Origin of the sequence: Streptomyces sp. NPDC001868 (genome assembly GCF_040297125.1) — a bacterium.
GTDB lineage: Bacteria > Actinomycetota > Actinomycetes > Streptomycetales > Streptomycetaceae > Streptomyces.
In genome coordinates, this window is record NZ_JBEOYO010000011.1 from 193,291 (window position 1) to 209,299 (window position 16,009).

Annotated in this window: 8 protein-coding genes; 7 read left to right on the plus strand and 1 reads right to left on the minus strand. The window is 72.5% G+C overall.

Annotated features, from left to right (window positions below; translation table 11 throughout):
* The first annotated feature begins 119 nt into the window (after nt 1-119).
* The 6 genes from ABT147_RS16350 to ABT147_RS16375 all read left to right on the plus strand — a co-directional run bounded on the left by ABT147_RS16350 (nt 120) and on the right by ABT147_RS16375 (nt 13,839).
* The gene (locus ABT147_RS16350; protein WP_502983095.1) at nt 120-6,944 is read left to right on the plus strand and encodes a type I polyketide synthase; all 6,825 of its coding nucleotides are present in this window, start codon (nt 120-122) and stop codon (nt 6,942-6,944) included.
* Nucleotides 6,945-7,207: 263 nt separating this feature from the next.
* Complete coding sequence (locus tag ABT147_RS16355) at nt 7,208-9,892, plus strand: LuxR C-terminal-related transcriptional regulator (protein ID WP_351406331.1); 2,685 nt, start codon at nt 7,208-7,210, stop codon at nt 9,890-9,892.
* Nucleotides 9,893-9,987: 95 nt separating this feature from the next.
* A complete protein-coding gene (locus ABT147_RS16360; protein ID WP_351406333.1) occupies nt 9,988-10,197 on the plus strand; it encodes a DUF5988 family protein in 210 nt (69 codons plus the stop codon).
* 14 nt (nt 10,198-10,211) lie between these two features.
* Nucleotides 10,212-11,579 carry a crotonyl-CoA carboxylase/reductase gene (gene ccrA, locus ABT147_RS16365; protein WP_351406335.1) on the plus strand — a complete coding sequence of 456 codons (1,368 nt, stop codon included), beginning with the start codon at nt 10,212-10,214 and terminating at the stop codon, nt 11,577-11,579.
* The gene (locus ABT147_RS16370; protein WP_351406337.1) at nt 11,576-12,568 is read left to right on the plus strand and encodes a 3-oxoacyl-ACP synthase III family protein; all 993 of its coding nucleotides are present in this window, start codon (nt 11,576-11,578) and stop codon (nt 12,566-12,568) included. The genes ccrA and ABT147_RS16370 overlap by 4 nt, the downstream gene beginning before the upstream one ends.
* A gap of 59 nt (nt 12,569-12,627) precedes the next feature.
* Entirely contained in the window at nt 12,628-13,839 is a 1,212-nt protein-coding gene (locus tag ABT147_RS16375; RefSeq protein WP_351406339.1) for a cytochrome P450, read from the plus strand.
* Nucleotides 13,840-13,917: 78 nt separating this feature from the next.
* Here the strand turns inward: ABT147_RS16375 and ABT147_RS16380 are convergent, their stop codons facing one another.
* On the minus strand, nt 13,918-15,138 hold the full coding sequence (locus ABT147_RS16380; RefSeq protein ID WP_351406341.1) for a cytochrome P450: 1,221 nt from the start codon (nt 15,136-15,138) through the stop codon (nt 13,918-13,920).
* A 227-nt stretch (nt 15,139-15,365) separates the two neighbouring features.
* On the opposite strand from ABT147_RS16380, the gene ABT147_RS16385 reads away from it, so the two are divergent.
* Complete coding sequence (locus tag ABT147_RS16385; RefSeq protein ID WP_351406344.1) at nt 15,366-15,896, plus strand: NlmOI; 531 nt, start codon at nt 15,366-15,368, stop codon at nt 15,894-15,896.
* Nucleotides 15,897-16,009 lie beyond the last annotated feature (113 nt).

The window sequence follows — 16,009 nt, forward strand, 5'->3', positions numbered from 1 at the left end:
CCCCGCCGGGCAGGCAACACACCCCCCACTTCGAGGAAAGTGACGCACGCATGCCCAGCACATCCGACGAACCCGGCAGCGCGACCGAGCACAAACTCCGCGAGTACCTCAGGCGGGCCATCGCCGACGCCCGTGACCTGCGCGAGCGGCTGCGGCAGACGGAGGACCGGGTACGGGAGCCGATCGCCGTCACCGGTATGGCCTGCCGTTTCCCCGGCGGGGTCGCCTCCCCCGACGACCTGTGGCGCATGGTGGCCGACGGAGTGGACGCGATCGGCGCCTTCCCCCGCGACCGGGGCTGGCCCCTGGAGGACCTGTACGAGGCGGCCGGCGACGCCTCCTCCTCGGCGACCCTGGAAGGCGGCTTCATCGACGATCCCGCCGGTTTCGACGCGGAGTTCTTCGGCATCTCCCCGCGCGAGGCCCTCGCCATGGACCCGCAGCAGCGGCTGTTGCTCGAGGTCTCCTGGGAGGCGGTGGAGCGGGCCGGCATCGACCCGTCGTCGCTGCGCGGCAGCCGCACCGGTGTCTTCCTCGGCGGCGGTACGGAGGACTTCGTCGGTCTGCTGTCGACGTGCCGGGACTCCGCGGAGACCTCGTCGCTGACCGGCACCACCAGCAGCGTCATGTCCGGCCGGGTGGCGTACACGCTCGGACTGGAGGGCCCGGCGCTGACCGTCGACACGGCCTGCTCCTCCTCCCTGGTCACCCTGCACCTCGCGGTCCAGGCACTGCGGATGGGGGAGTGCGACCTCGCGCTCGCCGGGGGAGTGGCCGTGATGTCGACGCCCGGCATCTTCCCCGAGTTCGCCCGGCAGGGAGGCCTCGCCTCCGACGGCCGCTGCAAGGCGTTCGCGGACACGGCCGACGGCACCGGCTGGGGGGAGGGCGTGGGCGTACTGATGGTGGAGCGGTTGTCGGACGCCCGCCGTCACGGTCGCCCGGTGCTGGCGGTGGTGCGAGGCTCCGCCGTCAATCAGGATGGGGCCTCGAACGGCCTCACCGCGCCGAACGGGCCGTCCCAACAGCGGGTGATCCGGGACGCGTTGGTGAACGCGGGGCTGTCGCCCGTGGACGTGGACGCCGTGGAGGCACACGGCACCGGCACCCGGCTGGGCGACCCGATCGAAGCCCAGGCGCTGCTGGCGACGTACGGGCAGGGGCGGCCCGAGGGCCGGCCGGTGTGGGTCGGGTCCGTCAAGTCCAACATCGGGCACACGGTGGCGGCGGCCGGCGTCGGCGGTGTGATCAAGACGGTCATGGCGCTGCGGCACGGGGTGCTGCCGAAGACCCTGCACGTGGACGCGCCGACGCGCCAGGTCGACTGGTCGGCCGGTGCGATGGAGGTGCTGACCGAGGCCCGGGAGTGGCCGGACACGGGGCGTCCGCGCCGGGCCGGGGTGTCGTCGTTCGGGATCAGCGGCACCAACGCCCATGTCGTCCTCGAACAGGGCGATCTCGAACAGGGCGATCTCGAACCGACCGATCCTGAACGGGGCGATCTCGACGGGGGAGTTGTGGCCCCGGAGGCGCCCGCGGAGGTGGGTGAGGGCGGCCCGTCCGTGCCCTGGCTGCTCTCCGCGCGTGGTGAGGCGGGGCTGCGGGCCCAGGCGGCGCGGCTGCTGGCCCATCTTGAGGGCCGCCCCGATGCCCGGCCCCAGGATGTCGGCCTCTCGTCGACGGTCTCGCGGGCCGCGCTGGAGCACCGGGCGGTGGTGGTCGGCGCGGGGCGTGCGGAGTTGCTGCGGGGTGTGGCGGCGGTGTCCGAGGGGCGGCCGGACGCGGCGGTGGTGCGGGGCCGTACGGGCGGGGGCGCCCTGGGCCCGGTGTTCGTGTTCCCCGGGCAGGGCTCGCAGTGGGCGGGCATGGCGGTGGAACTGCTGGAGTCCTCACCGGTGTTCGCGGCGCGGATGGGGGAGTGCGAGGAGGCGTTGTCGGCCTTCGTGGACTGGTCGTTGACCGAAGTGCTCTCCGACGAGGGCGAGTTGGGCCGGGTGGATGTCGTCCAGCCGGTGCTGTGGGCGGTCATGGTGTCGCTGGCGGAGGTGTGGCGGTCGTACGGGGTGGAACCCGCGGCGGTCGTCGGGCATTCGCAGGGGGAGATCGCGGCCGCGGTCGTGGCGGGCGCGCTGTCGTTGGCGGACGGCGCCCGTGTGGTGGCCCTCCGCTCGAAGGCGATCGTGGCGCTGTCCGGTCGGGGTGGCATGGCCTCCGTACAGTTGCCGGCCGACGAGGTGCGCGAGCTGTCTCCGCTGGTCGACGGGCGTGTGGAGGTGGCGGCGGTCAACGGTCCGTCGTCGGTGGTCGTGGCCGGCACTCCGGAAGGGCTGGACGAGGTCATCGCCGAGGCGGAGGCGCGCGGTGCCCGTGCCCGGCGGATCGCCGTGGACTACGCGTCGCACTCCGCCCATGTGGACGAGATCCGGGAGGAGTTGGCGGAGCTGCTGGGCCCGGTGGCGCCGAGGCCGTCGACGGTGGCGTTCTACTCGTGTGTCACCGGGGGCCGCGTCGACACGGCCGGGCTGGACGGAGCGTACTGGTTCCGGAATCTGCGCCGGCCGGTGCGGTTCGAGGAGACCACCCGGGCGTTGCTGGAGCGGGGACACGGGCTGTTCGTGGAGGTGAGCCCGCATGCCGTGCTGACGGGCGCGGTGCAGGAGACGGCGGAGGCGGCCGGACGCGACGTGGCCGTCACCGGCACCCTGCGTCGTGGTGAGGGCGGGCCGGAGCGGCTGCTGCTCTCGCTGGGCGAGGCGTATGTGCGCGGTGCCCCCGTCGACTGGCGGGTGTGCTTCGCGGGGACCGGGGCACGGAGCGTGGACCTGCCCACGTACGCCTTCCAGCACCGGCGCTACTGGACCGAGATGCCCGCCGCACGGTTCGGCGACGCGGCGCTCGCCGGGCTCGGCCGGGTCGAACACCCCTTGCTGGGCGCGGTCGTCGAACTGGCCGACGCGGACCGTACGGTGTTCACCGGGCGGCTCTCGCCGAAGGACCAGCCCTGGACCGCCGACCACGCGGTGCACGGGACCGTCCTGCTGCCGGGCACCGCCTTTCTGGAGCTGGCGCTGTGGGTGGGGGAGCGGTTCGGGACCCCCCGGGTCGACGAACTCGTCCTGGCGGCACCGCTGCCGCTGGACGCGTCGGAGCCGGCGCAGTTGCAGATCGTCGTGGACGAGCCGGACGAGGAGGGGCGGCGCGCGGTGCGCTTCTACTCCCGGATCTCCCGAACCTCCGGAGCCCCCGGAGTCTCGTCTGCGGAGTCGGTCGGGGAGTTGCCCGGCGAGGAGTGGACCCGGCACGGTGACGCCGTGCTCAGCGGGGCCGCGCAGCCGGAGTTCGATCTGGGCGCGTGGCCGCCGACCGGCGCGGAACCCGTCGAACTGGACGGTTTCTACGAGAAGACCGCGACCGCCGGGTTCGGGTACGGGCCCGCCTTCCGTGGACTGCGGGCCGCGTGGCGGCGGGGCGAGGAGGTGTTCGCCGAGGTCGAGACCGACCCCGCGCACGCCTCGGGCGACGGCTTCGTGGCGCATCCCGCGCTCCTGGACGCGGCCCTGCACGGCGCCGGTCTGCTCCCGGGCACCCTGGACGGGGGCGCGCGGCTGCCGTTCTCGTGGTCCGGGGCCACGGCGTACGCGACCGGCGCCGCGTCGCTGCGCGTCCGGCTGGCCCCGGCGGGCTCCGAGGGACTGTCCCTGCACGCGGTGGACGCGCTCGGCGCCCCCGTCCTCTCCGTGGACGAACTCGCCTTCCGGCCCGTCTCCCCCGACCGGCCCGCCCCGGCGGCACCCGGCACGCCGGACGGACTGCTCCGGGTCGAGTGGCGGGAACTGCCGACACCGGACGCCGCCGCCGGTTCGTACGCGTGGCTCGGCGCGGGTGCCGTAGGGGACCGGCCGGGGTACGGCGACGGGGCGGACGTGGAGAGCGCCGGGGACGGGGAGCGGCCGTACGGCGACAGGGCTGAGCGGGAGAGCGCCGGGGAGGGATGGCCGGTGTACGGCGATGTGGCCGAGCTGGACGCCGCGCTCGCCGGGGGCGTGACGGCGCCCTCGGCCGTCGTCGCGTGCTGCCCCGTCACGGCGGCAGGGGGCGCTCCGGCCGAGGCCGCCGAACGCGCCGCCGCCTGGGGGCTGGAGCTGGTGCGGCACTGGCTGGGCGACGGCGCGAGCGCGGACCTGCCGCTGGTGGTCGTCACCCGAGGCGCCGCGCCGGTGCCCGGCACCACACCCACGGCCACGGGCACCGCCCACGCGACCCTCGTCGGCCTGCTGCGCTCGGCCCAGGCGGAGGAGCCGGGCCGGATCATGCTGGTGGACGTGGCCGATGACGGGTCGTCTGATTCGGGGGTGCTCGACGACGGGTGGCCTGATCCGGCCCCGCTCGAAGAGAAGCCGCCCGCCTCGACCCCGTCCGTCCCCGCTACGCTCACGCCGGCCCTGCTCGACGCCGCGCTCGGCGTCGGCGAACCCGAGGTCGCTGTGCGTGACGGGAGGATCTACGGTCGGCGCTTGACACGTGCCGCCGGTGAGCCGGATGTGCTGCGGACGCCGGTCGGCGAGGCGCAGTGGCGGCTGGACGTCACCGAGCCGGGGTCGTTCGGCAACCTCGCCCTGGTGCCGGACACGGCCGGTACCGCCGAACTCGCCGAGGGCCAGGTACGGGTGGCCGTGCGGGCGGCCGGGCTGAACTTCCGGGACACCCTCATCGCCCTCGGGATGTACCCGGACCGGGCCCGGCTCGGCAGTGAGGGCTGCGGGGTGGTCACCGAGGTGGGCCCCGGTGTCGTACGGCCCGTGCCCGGGGACCGGGTGATGGGCACGTTCGACACCCCCTTCGCCCCGCTGTCCGTCGCCGACGCCCGGCTGCTCGCCCCGGTGCCCGACGGATGGAGCGACGTGCAGGGCGCGTCGGCCACGGTCGCCTACCTGACCGCGTACTACGGCCTGCTGGACCTCGGGGAACTGCGCGCCGGCCAGCGGGTCCTGATCCATGCGGGAGCCGGCGGCGTGGGCTCCGCCGCCGTGCGGCTCGCCCGCCGTCTGGGGGCCGACGTGTACGCGACGGCGTCCCGGCCCAAGTGGGACGCGCTGCGCGCGGCCGGTCTCGACGACGCGCACATCGCGGACTCGCGCACCCTGGAGTTCCGGGACACCTTCCTCGCCGCCACCGACGGCCGCGGCATGGACGTCGTCCTCAACTGTCTGGCGGGGGAGTTCACCGACTCCTCCCTCGAACTGCTGCCGCACGGTGGGCGGTTCGTCGAGATGGGCAAGACCGACCTGCGGGACCCGCGACGCATCGCCGCGGACCGGCCCGGGGTGCGGTACCGGCCGTTCGACCTGGCCGACGCGGGACCTGAACGTATCCAGGAGATCCTGGGCGAGTTGGGGGCGCTGTTCGCCGACGGCACCTTCACCCCGCCCCCGGCGACCGTCTGGGACGTCCGGCACGCCCCTCGGGCCTTCCGGGCGCTGGCGCAGGCCACCCTCGTCGGCAAGGCCGTACTGACCCTGCCGCCCGCCGGGTTCGCCCCGGACGAGACCGTGCTCGTCACCGGCGGCACCGGCACCCTGGGCGCCCTGGTCGCCCGGCGCCTCGTCACCCACCACGCGGCCCGTCATCTGGTCCTCCTGTCCCGCTCGGGTCCGGAGTCCGCCGAGACGCAGGCGCTGCGCGCCGAACTCGCCGACGCCGGCGCCGACACGGAGATCGTGGCCGGCGACATCGCGGACCCGGGGGCCGCCGACCGGATCCACGACGTCCTCGGACGGCTCGGAGTGCGGCTGGGCGGTGTCGTGCACTGCGCGGGCACCACCGACGACGGGGCGATCGGCTCCCTGACGGCGGACCGGCTCGGCGGTGTGCTCCGGCCGAAGACGCACGGGGCCTGGAACCTGCACCGGCTTGCGCGACTCCGCCCGGAGGTACGGCAGTTCGTGCTGTTCTCCTCGGCCGCCGCCACCGTGGGGTCGCCGGGGCAGGCGAACTACGCCGCCGCCAACGCCTTCCTCGACGCCCTCGCCCACCGGCGGCGGGCGCGGGGGCTGCCCGCCGTGTCCATCGGGTGGGGGCTGTGGGAGCGGAGCAGCGCACTCACCGCCCATCTGGACGCCACCGACCACCGGCGGCTGCGGGCCGGCGGCTTCCGGGCCCTGCCCACCGACGAGGCGCTCGCCCTGTTCGACGAGGTGCTGTCCGGCGGGACGGCGGGTCCCACGGTCGTGGCCGCGCCGGTCGACGGCGCGGCCCTGCGGGCGCGCCACGCGCGCGAGCCGCTGCCCGTGCTGTTCCAGCCCCTGCTCGGCCCGGCCGGCGGCGCCCGCGCGCGCCGCAGGGCCGCCGCGAGGGAGACGCACGAGCCCGGGGACGTGCTGCGCAGGCGCCTGGCGGCCATGCCGGAGGAGCGGCGTGTCAGCGCCCTGCTCGCTCTGGTGCGCGGCGAGGTCGCCGCCGTGCTCGGGCACAGCACCCCGCGGCTGGTGGACACGGACCGGTCGTTCCGCGAGATGGGATTCGACTCTCTCACCGCCGTGGAGCTGCGAAACCGGCTCAATGCCGCCACCGGATTGCGACTTCCGGCCACCCTGGCTTTCGATCACCCCCGGCTCGACGCGCTCGCCGCCCATGTGTCGGCCGCGCTCGCGCCGAAAGGGACCCTGCCGGGCGGCGGACCGGACGGCGAAGGAAAGGAGGCGGAGATCCGCAGCCTCATCCTGTCCGTGCCCTTGGCACGACTGCGCGAGAGCGGTCTGCTCGACCCGCTGCTCGCCCTCGCCGCCGGCCGTACGGCACCACCGGGCGAGGCCGTGGGCGTGGATCCCGACCCGGACGAGGAGATTCGGGGCATGGACGTGACGGCTCTCGTGGAAATGGCCAGATCCATTTCCGGAGGAAGCGAAACAGCCAGAGATCTGACGCGCAAACATCCTTCGCGCTGAACTCTGAGAATCTTTATACGTCGCATCCGGAGCGTTTCCGGAATGCTCACTTCCATGGCTGCTGTGCCTTGGCTATGTTGGGTGCGGCTCGGCTTACCGATGCGGTGTTTGCGGGGGCACCGACCGCATCGGACAGTTCTACAGACCGTCCGGCGCGCTCTGCGGCCGTTCTGGGTTGATTCCACAGAACACGCGGAACACGGTGGGGTGTGATTGGGGTTACGTACATGTTGTTTTCTGACCGAGACGACAAACTGCAACTCATGAAGTCCCTCCTCACAGAATGCGAACGCGGCACCGCCACGACCGTGGTATTGGAGGGAGGCGTCGGCTGCGGGAAAACCGACCTTATGGACGGCTTCGCGCACTACGCCGCGGAAACCGGCGCCACCGTTCTCACCGCCGACGACATCGCCGGCCTCCCCGCATCGAGGACGGACGACACGGCCCGCGCGGGCTCGCCCGAAGGCGAGGAGGCACCGGCATTAGACGAGTTGATAGCGAAGCTGGCGGAGACCGCGCCCGTGGTCGTCTGCTTCGACAGGCCCGAGGACCGCGAGGCGCCGCACTGGCGCCGGCTGCTGGACGCCACCCGGCGCCGGCTGCGCAAACGCCCCGTCATGTTGGTGCTCACCCTGCTGCCGTTCGGCGGCTGCAAGGGCGACGTGCACTGCGATCTGCTCCGGCAGCCCAACCTCCACCGGATCAGGCTGGGCCTGCTGGACCGGGACCAGGCCGTCGAACTCTGCGAGAAAGTCCACGGCGCCCCGCTGGACGAGACGCTCCGCGAGGAACTCCACAGCGTGAGCGGCGGCAGTCCCCTGCTGGTCCGCGCCCTGGCCGAAGAGCTGGACATGCGGACCCGCTCAGGGCCCGGAGCGCCCTGGCCCTACCCCCGCGGCCTGTACGCCCAGGTGGCCGTGGACTGCGTACGCCTCAGCGGGCGGCTGGCCGAGGCCGTCGCCCTGGGGATGGCCGCGCTGCGCGAGTTCTCCGACCTCTCCACCCTGACGGCCGTCCTGCCCCTGGACGGCCCGGAGGTCGTCCGCGGTATGAACCTGCTGCGGGAGGCCGGGCTGACCGACGGCTGGCGGCTGCGGCACCCGGTGATGGAGGGCGCCATCCTGGAACAGGGCTGCGAGCGGCGGGCCGAGATCCTGCTGCGCGCCGCAGAGCACCTGTGCGAACGCGGTGTGGGGGCCCGGGTGACGGCCCGTTATCTGCTGGAGGTCGGTCAGGTCACCGAGGCGTGGCAGTCGGCCATCCTCCAGCGGGCCGCCGACGAGGCCCTCGCCCTCGACGACGCCCGGTTCGCGGTCGCGTGCGTGGAACTCGCCCATGACTCCACGACCGACTGCTGGGAGCGCGCCCGGCTCGCGCTGAAGCGTTCCGTCGTCCTGCTGCGGACCGATCCGTGGCGGGTCGAGCGGCAGTACCTGGAGACGACCGCGTGGCCCGACTGCGCCCACAGGCCCGGCCCCTGCCCCGCCCAGGTCGTGCTGACCGCGCTCCTGCTGATCGGCTGCGGCCGGCTGGAGGAGGGCAGGTCCATGCTGCGCACCGTGGCCCCGCCCGCACTGGACCGGGACGAGGAGGGCCCGCAGCCGGACCACTTCAACGAGGGCTGGCCCTGGTTCTTCTGCCTCACCCCCGGCATCCCGGACGCCTGGTCCCTCCGGATGTCGTCCCAGCGGACCGCCTGCGGCGAGGGCCACGACATCGGCTGCCGGGTCGCGGCCGACGGCGTAAGGATCAACGTCTGCGTCAACCACCACCATCTGCGGGCCCGTGCCGTCCACACGATCGAGGAGCACCTCGGCTCCTGGACCCTCGGCGACACCACCCTCCCGCTGATCGTGCCCGAACTGCGCCATCTCATCGCCGCCGGCCGGCCGGACCTGGCCGACGCCTGGTGCGAGCACTTCCGGCGCGAGGCCGCCGAGCGCGGCGTCGAGGGCTGGCGGCAGCTCTTCACGGCCCTGCGCGCCGAGAGTTCCCTCGCCCAGGGCAGGCCGGCGGAGGCGGAGATGTACGCCCGGGAGGTCCTCCAGCTGGGCGGGGACGCGCCGAGCCACTGGCTGTGCGGCGGGGTCCTCACGGTACTGATCACCGTGTGCACCGCGACCGGCCGGTACGAGGAGGCCGTCCGGCTCCTCGACCGGCCCGTCCCCGACGGATTCTTCCGCAGCGTCTACGGGCTGGAGTACCTCAGGGCCCGAGGCCGGTTCCTGCTGGCCGTGGGCCGGCCGCATCTCGCGCTGTCGGACTTCCTGGCCGAGGGCCGCTACACCGAGCGCTGGGAGCTGTCCCTGCGGCCCCGGCCGACCTGGCGGATCGACGCGGCCGAGGCCTGGCTCGCCCTCGGCAACACCCACGAGGCCGAGGAGCTGCTCGCCGCCCACGAGGCCGCCTCCGGCACCGAGGGCGCCCTGGTCACCGGGCGGTGGCTGCGGGTCCGCGCCCAGCTCGCCGAGGTGTGCGAGCGGCCCGGCCTGCTCACCCGGGCCGCCGAACAATTGCAGGCCTCGGGCAACTCATGGGAACTGGCACGTGTACTCGTCGACCTCGCGGAGGCCTACCAGGACCTCGACCAGTCCGCCCGCGCCGATCTGACGCTCCGCAAGGCGCAGCAACTGGCCGAGGAATGCGGGGCGGGCCCTCTGAGGGAAAGGATCGCCTTTCTCGGGCTCGTCGACGAGCGCCCCGTCCTGCGGTCCCCGCGCGGCCCCCACCGAATACCGGACCCGGCGGCGAAACTCAGCGACTCGGAAAGGCGCGTGGCGGTGCTCGCGGCCCGGGGCATGACGAACCGTGAGATCTCCACCGAACTCTTCATCACCGTCAGCACGGTCGAGCAGCATCTCACCCGTGTCTACAAGAAACTCGACATCACATCCCGTCAGGAACTGCCCCTGCACATAGAACTGGGGTTGCCGGAAACCGCGTGAGGCCGTCTTACGGGGGCCATAGGGGTTGTTCACCCGCCCGGACGCTGTCAGATTTCCTGGGACGGCGAATTCGCGAGAGAACAGAGGTTTTCGGCATGGTGAATTACAAAGTGCTGCTGTCCGACGGCCCTTCGTCCCTGCCCGAGGAGGAAAGGGTCCAGTTCGCGACCTCGCTGACGGAGAAGATCAAACACAGGTTCGGCGCGGGATACGAGCACTTCGTCCACCAAGGGGAATTCACCACGTTGGACGGTGAAGAGGTCGCCGTGTTCCGCTGGACGACCCGGACCGCGATCGCGGAGTAGGGGGCGCGGCCGACATGGGTTCTGTGACTGACGCGGTGCTCGCGGGGGCGCCCCCCGAGGAACTGGAGCGTGCGGCTCTGCCGACGGAGTTCACCGCCGCCCACCTCCGGATCGAGGACGTGGACGTCTTCCGGGACGTCGCCGACAAGGACGTACGCAAGACCCTCCGGGTCGGCCCCGTGCCGATGCCGGAGCCGGCGCCCGACGAGGTGCTGATCGCCGTCATGGCCAGCTCCATCAACTACAACACCGTCTGGTCCGCCACCTTCGAACCCCTGCCGACCTTCCGGTTCCTCGCCTCCTACGGCCGGCAGGGCGGCTGGGCCGCCCGCCACGACCAGCCCTACCACGTCCTCGGTTCGGACGCGGCCGGCGTGATCGTCCGGGTCGGCTCCGCGGTCCGGCGCTGGCGCGTGGGCGACCACGTCCTCGTCAACGCGGCCTGCGTCGACGAACAGGAGGCCGTCACCCAGGCCGACGGCATGCTCGGCGAACACCAGCTCGCCTGGGGCTACGAGACCAACTTCGGCGGCCTCGCCCACTACTGCCTGGCCCGCGCCAGCCAGCTCATCCCCAAGCCCGCCCACCTCACCTGGGAGGAGGCCGCGTGCGTGCCCGCGTGCGCCGGCACCTCCTACCGGATGCTGGTCTCGGACCGGGGCGCCCGGATGAAACAGGGCGACGTCGTGCTGATCTGGGGCGCCACCGGCGGAGTCGGCGCGTACGCCGTGCAGTTCGTCAAGAACGGCGGCGGCATCCCCGTCGGCGTCGTCGGCTCCCCGCGGAAGGCGGAGGCGCTGCGCGCCCTCGGCTGCGACATCGTGATCGACCGCTCCGAGATCGGCATCGGCGAGACGGACGGCGACGACTTCGAGCAGGCCGTCGCCGACGGCAAACGGCTCGGCGCGGCCATCCGCCGGGAGACCGGCGAGGACCCCCACATCGTCTTCGAGCACGTCGGACAGGCCACGTTCGGGATGTCCCTGTTCGTGGTGCGACGCGGCGGCACCGTCGTGACCTGCGGCTCCAGCACCGGCTACCGGCACCGCTACGACAACCGCTATCTGTGGATGCGGCTGAAGCGGGTCATCGGCAGCCATGTCGCCAACCTCCACGAACAGTGGGAGTGCGCCCGGCTGTTCGGGCAGGGCCGCATCATGCCGGTGATGTCCTCGCTCTTCCCGCTGGCGGAGGTCGGCGAGGCCACCCGGCTGGTACAGCGCAACGAACACATCGGCAAGGTCGGCGTGCTGTGCCTGGCCCCCGAACCCGGCCTCGGCGTCACCGACCCCGCACTGCGGGCCCGCGTCGGCGAGGACCGCCTCAACCCGCTGCGCCCCTTCGCCGCCGACGTCCCCGGCGCCCTGGCGGTGACCCGATGACCCCCCGCACCGGCATCCTCGGCACCGGCTCCTACCTCCCCAAGGAGGAGATCACCAACGAGGAGATCGCCCGCCGTGTCCCCGGCATCACCGCCGAGTGGATCGGCCGCCGCACCCTGATCACCGGCCGCCGGTACGCCGCACCGGACGAGGCCACCTCCGACCTGGCCCGGCACGCCGCCCTCGCCGCCCTCGACGACGCGGGCGTCACCGCCGACCGTATCGACCACCTCATCGTCGCCACCTCCACCGGCGACGCCCCCCTGCCCCCCACCTCCTCCCTGGTGCAGAGCGCGCTCGGCGCCCACCGCGCGGCCTGCTTCGACATCAACATCGCCTGCGCCGGCTTCGTCTACGCCCTCGACATCGCCCGCGCCCTGGTCGCCCAGCGCCCCGGCTCGCTCGCCCTCGTCATCGGCGCCGACCTTTACTCACGGTTCCTCGACTACACCGACCGGGGCACCGCCGTCCTCCTCGGCGACGCCGCCGGCGCCGCCGTGGTGGGCGCCGTGCCCGAGCCGTACGGCATCCTCGACACCGAACTCGCCGGCCGGGGCGACGCCCACGAACTGATCTGGATCGAGGGCGGCGGCAGCCGTGTCCCCGCCTCCGCGGAGACCGTCGCGAACGGCGGGCACCATCTGCGCATGATCGGACGCGGCGTCGCCGACTTCGTCATGACGAACGTCCCCCCGATGATCACCCCCCTGCTGGAGCGCACCGGCACCACCCTCGACGAGGTCACGCACTTCGTGCCGCACCAGGCCAACGGAGTCCTCCTCGGCGAACTCGTCGAACGCTGCGGCCTCACCGGCGCCCGCACCCACACCCCCCTCGTCAAGTACGGGAACATGGGCGCCGCCTCGGTACCCGTCGCCCTCGACGAGGCCTCCTGCGCGGGCCTGCTGGGCGACGGCGAACTGCTCCTGCTCGCCGGCTTCGGCGCGGGCATGGCCGCCGGGCTGTGCCTGCTGCGCTGGTCGGCCTGAAGCACCGTACGCCCGCTCTCCTGCCCTGTCCTGACTCCCTCACAGAAGGAACGTGAGCAGTGACCGAAGCCCCCGCCCCCGACGACATCGACCTGCCCCTGATACGCCAGTGCCCGTACGCGCCGCCCGAGGGGTACGACACCCTCCGGGCCACCGGCGCCCCCACACCGGGGCGGATCTACAACGGGCGACGGGTCTGGCTCATCACCGGCTACGACCAGGCCCGCGCCGTACTGGGCGACGAACGCTTCAGCTCCGACATCACCAACCCCGGATATCCCCTCTACGCCCCGGCGTTCGAGGGCTTCCGGGCCTTCCCCCTGCTCAACACGATCGACCCGCCCCTGCACACCGCGCACCGCAAGGCCCTCGTACGGGAGTTCACGCTGCGCCGGGCGGAGGATCTGCGTCCCCGGATTGAGCGCAAGGCCGACGAGCTGATCGACGCCATGGTCGCCGCGGGCGGATCCGCCGACCTGGTGGGGCAGTTCGCCGAGCCGTTCGCCGCGAGCATCACCTGTTGGGCCCTCGGCATGGAGTACGCGGACATGCAGGCGTGGCTCGCGAGCAGCTATTCGGGCGGTGGCGCGCCCAAGGACCCCGAGCAGGCCGCGGCCGAGGCGGCCAAGGCGATCCTCGCGCTGCAGGAGTACTTCACCCGGTTCGTCGACACCAAGGAGGAGAGCCCGGGCGACGATCCGATCAGCCGGGTGATCGCCCAGCACGTCACCACTGGTTCGCTCAGCAAGGCCGAACTCGCCGGCCTCTGCTTCGTGATCTTCACGGCGGGCCAGAAGCCCGTCCAGACGATGCTGACCGTCGGCGTCGCGCTGCTGCTGGAGAGGCCCGACCAACTGGCCGTCGTACGGGACGATCCGGCGACCCTGCCCGCCGCCGTCGACGAGACCATCCGGATGGTCAGCCCGCTGGACCTGATGCCCCGGGTGGCCCGGGAGGACGTCGAGGTGGGCGGCCAGCTGATCCGGGCGGGCGACGGCGTCATCGTCGCGGGCGGCGGCGCCAACCGTGACCCGGCCGAGTTCCCCGTCCCCGACCGGTTCGACGTACGCCGCTCCGCCCGAGGGCACCTGGCGTTCGGCTCCGGCATCCACCACTGCCTCGGCGCCAACCTGACCAGGGTCGGCCTGGAGGTCGCGTACGGAACCCTGTTCCGGCGGCTGCCGGAACTACGGCTCGCCGCCCCGCTCGAAGAGGCCTACGCCGTGCCGAGCTGGCACCCCGACATCCCCCGGCTGCCGGTCGCCTGGTGACCGGTGGACCCGGACGGCACGACGAAGCGGCCGCCGGCCCCCGCGAGGGGACCGGCGGCCGCTTCCGTGCGCGGACGGTCAGACGTTCTTGGTCACGTCGACGAGCAGCCGGCGCGGCCCGACCACGTTCTTCGGGTGGTGGTACGCCACCGCGTCGTCCTCCGCGACCACGGACAGCTCCGGGAACCGGTCGAGCAGCAGGTTCAGTACGATCCGGCCCTCCAGCCGGGCCAGCGGGGCGCCCATGCAGAAGTGGACGCCCTGGCCGAAGCCGAGGTGGCGGCCCTGCTGGTCGCGGTGGAGGTCGAAGGCGTCCGGGTCGTCGAAGCGCTCCGGGTCGCGGTTGGCGGCCACCGGCCACAGGGTCAGCACCTGACCGGCCGGGATCGTCACCCCGCCCACCTCCGACTCCCGTGTGGTCATCCGCACCAGCCGGGAGAACGCCGGACGCAGCCGCACCGCCTCCTCGACCGCCGCCGGCACCAGCGAGCGGTCCCGGCGCACCTCGGCCAGCGCCCCGGGGTTCTCGTCCAGGCACAGCACCGTGCTGCCGAGCACCGCCGTCGTGGTGATGTGACCGGCCAGCAGCAGCGTGCCGACGAAGCCGACGATCTCGTCGTCCTCCAACTGCCCGTCCTCGGTCCGGGCGGTGACCAGCTGGCTGATCAGATCGTCCCCGGGCGCCTTACGGCGCAGGGCGATCTGCTCCAGCATGTACGCCCGCATCTCCGTGGCCGTCTGTACGAACGAGAGGATGTTCTCCTCGCTCGGCAGGGCGCTCTCGCCACCGCCGTTGGCCGAGATGAAGGCGAGCCCCCATTTCTCGAACAGGGGCCGGTCGGCCAGGGGGATGCCGAGCATCTCCGCGATCACGAACACCGGTAGGGGGTGGGTGACCGCCTCCACCAGATCGAACCGGTCGCGGCCGGCGACCGCGTCCAGCAGACCGGAGGCCAGCTCGGTGATCCGAGGCTCCAGACCGGCCACCAGCCGGGGCGTGAACGCCTTGCTGACCAGCGAACGCAGCCTGCGGTGCATCGGCGGATCCATTCCGACGACGTTCCCTTTCGCGATCCAGCCGGTGTCCGGATGGGTCGGAATCACGGCGGACATGTCACTGGAGTACGTCGCCGTGTCGGACAGGACCCGGGAGACGTCGGCATACCGGAACACATGCCAAAGCCCGGGGAAGGCATCGGGAAGAACCGGACTTTCCCGCCGGTTCTTCGTCAGCCAGGCGAGCAGCGACGGAAAGTCGTCCTGCGTTTCTGGCATCGGAGACTGCTGATCGGTGGTCATCGCCTCGCTCCTTCGGGAAGGAACCGGACCATGAGCCGGTCCCGTCCGCCGGAGCCTAATGACCTCCCGTAATGCCGAACACCCCTAGCCGGAACGGGTCGCCCCCGATCAATCGCGACGACCCCCCTAACCGGCCCGTCCGGGCTTGTGCCGCGCAATGCCGGGTCCATAAATTCGTCAACCGTATCCACGCTGTCCAAGACGCCCCCGAGATCTCGGAGTTGGCCATGAGCGCGCAGCCCATTCAGTCCTCGGACGACGTTCTGCGGGATTCCGTTCCCGCCGAGAGCGGTGAAGTCGTCTTTCCCGGCCGCGGTGAGCCGGCGGCCGAAATGCGGCAACTGGATTTCCTGCTGGGGGATTTCCGTATCGAATACACGAACCTGACCACGGAGAAGGTCACCACCGGTGAGGCGACCTGCTCCACCCGCTCCCTCGCCGACGGCCGGTTCTACGAGCTGACCCAGCGCATCCCGGTGCCCGGCATCGTCGCCACCTGGCTCATCGGCTGGAGCGACGTCGACAAGGCGTTCACCAGTTTCTACTACGACGACTGGGGCCACCACGGTGTGTTCGGCGGCCCCGGCTGGGTCGACGGCCACTTCAAACTCTCCGGTGACAGCGCCGTGTTCGGCGCCCGCCACGGCTTCGTGGAGGACTTCGAGGTGGTCGACGACGACCACATCGTCAAGCACGGGTTCGTCGTCGTGGGCGACGACCTGGTACCCGGCGACATCCTGCACTTCCACCGGATCTGAGCCACCGGATGTGAGCCGCCGGATCTGAACCACCGGACCTGAGCCGCCGGTCCGATTCGCCGGTCTGAGCCGCCGGTCCGATTCGCCGGCCCCCCGCCGCCGGCCCGATTCGC

Excerpts from the sequence above, each read along its gene's own strand:
- ABT147_RS16380 (WP_351406341.1), bottom strand. The coding sequence starts at position 15,138 with ATGACCACCGATCAGCAGTCTCCGATGCCAGAAACGCAGGACGACTTT.
- ABT147_RS16355 (WP_351406331.1), top strand. The coding sequence starts at position 7,208 with ATGAAGTCCCTCCTCACAGAATGCGAACGCGGCACCGCCACGACCGTG.
- ABT147_RS16385 (WP_351406344.1), top strand. The coding sequence starts at position 15,366 with ATGAGCGCGCAGCCCATTCAGTCCTCGGACGACGTTCTGCGGGATTCC.
- ABT147_RS16360 (WP_351406333.1), top strand. The coding sequence starts at position 9,988 with ATGGTGAATTACAAAGTGCTGCTGTCCGACGGCCCTTCGTCCCTGCCC.
- ABT147_RS16370 (WP_351406337.1), top strand. The coding sequence starts at position 11,576 with ATGACCCCCCGCACCGGCATCCTCGGCACCGGCTCCTACCTCCCCAAG.
- ccrA (WP_351406335.1), top strand. The coding sequence starts at position 10,212 with ATGGGTTCTGTGACTGACGCGGTGCTCGCGGGGGCGCCCCCCGAGGAA.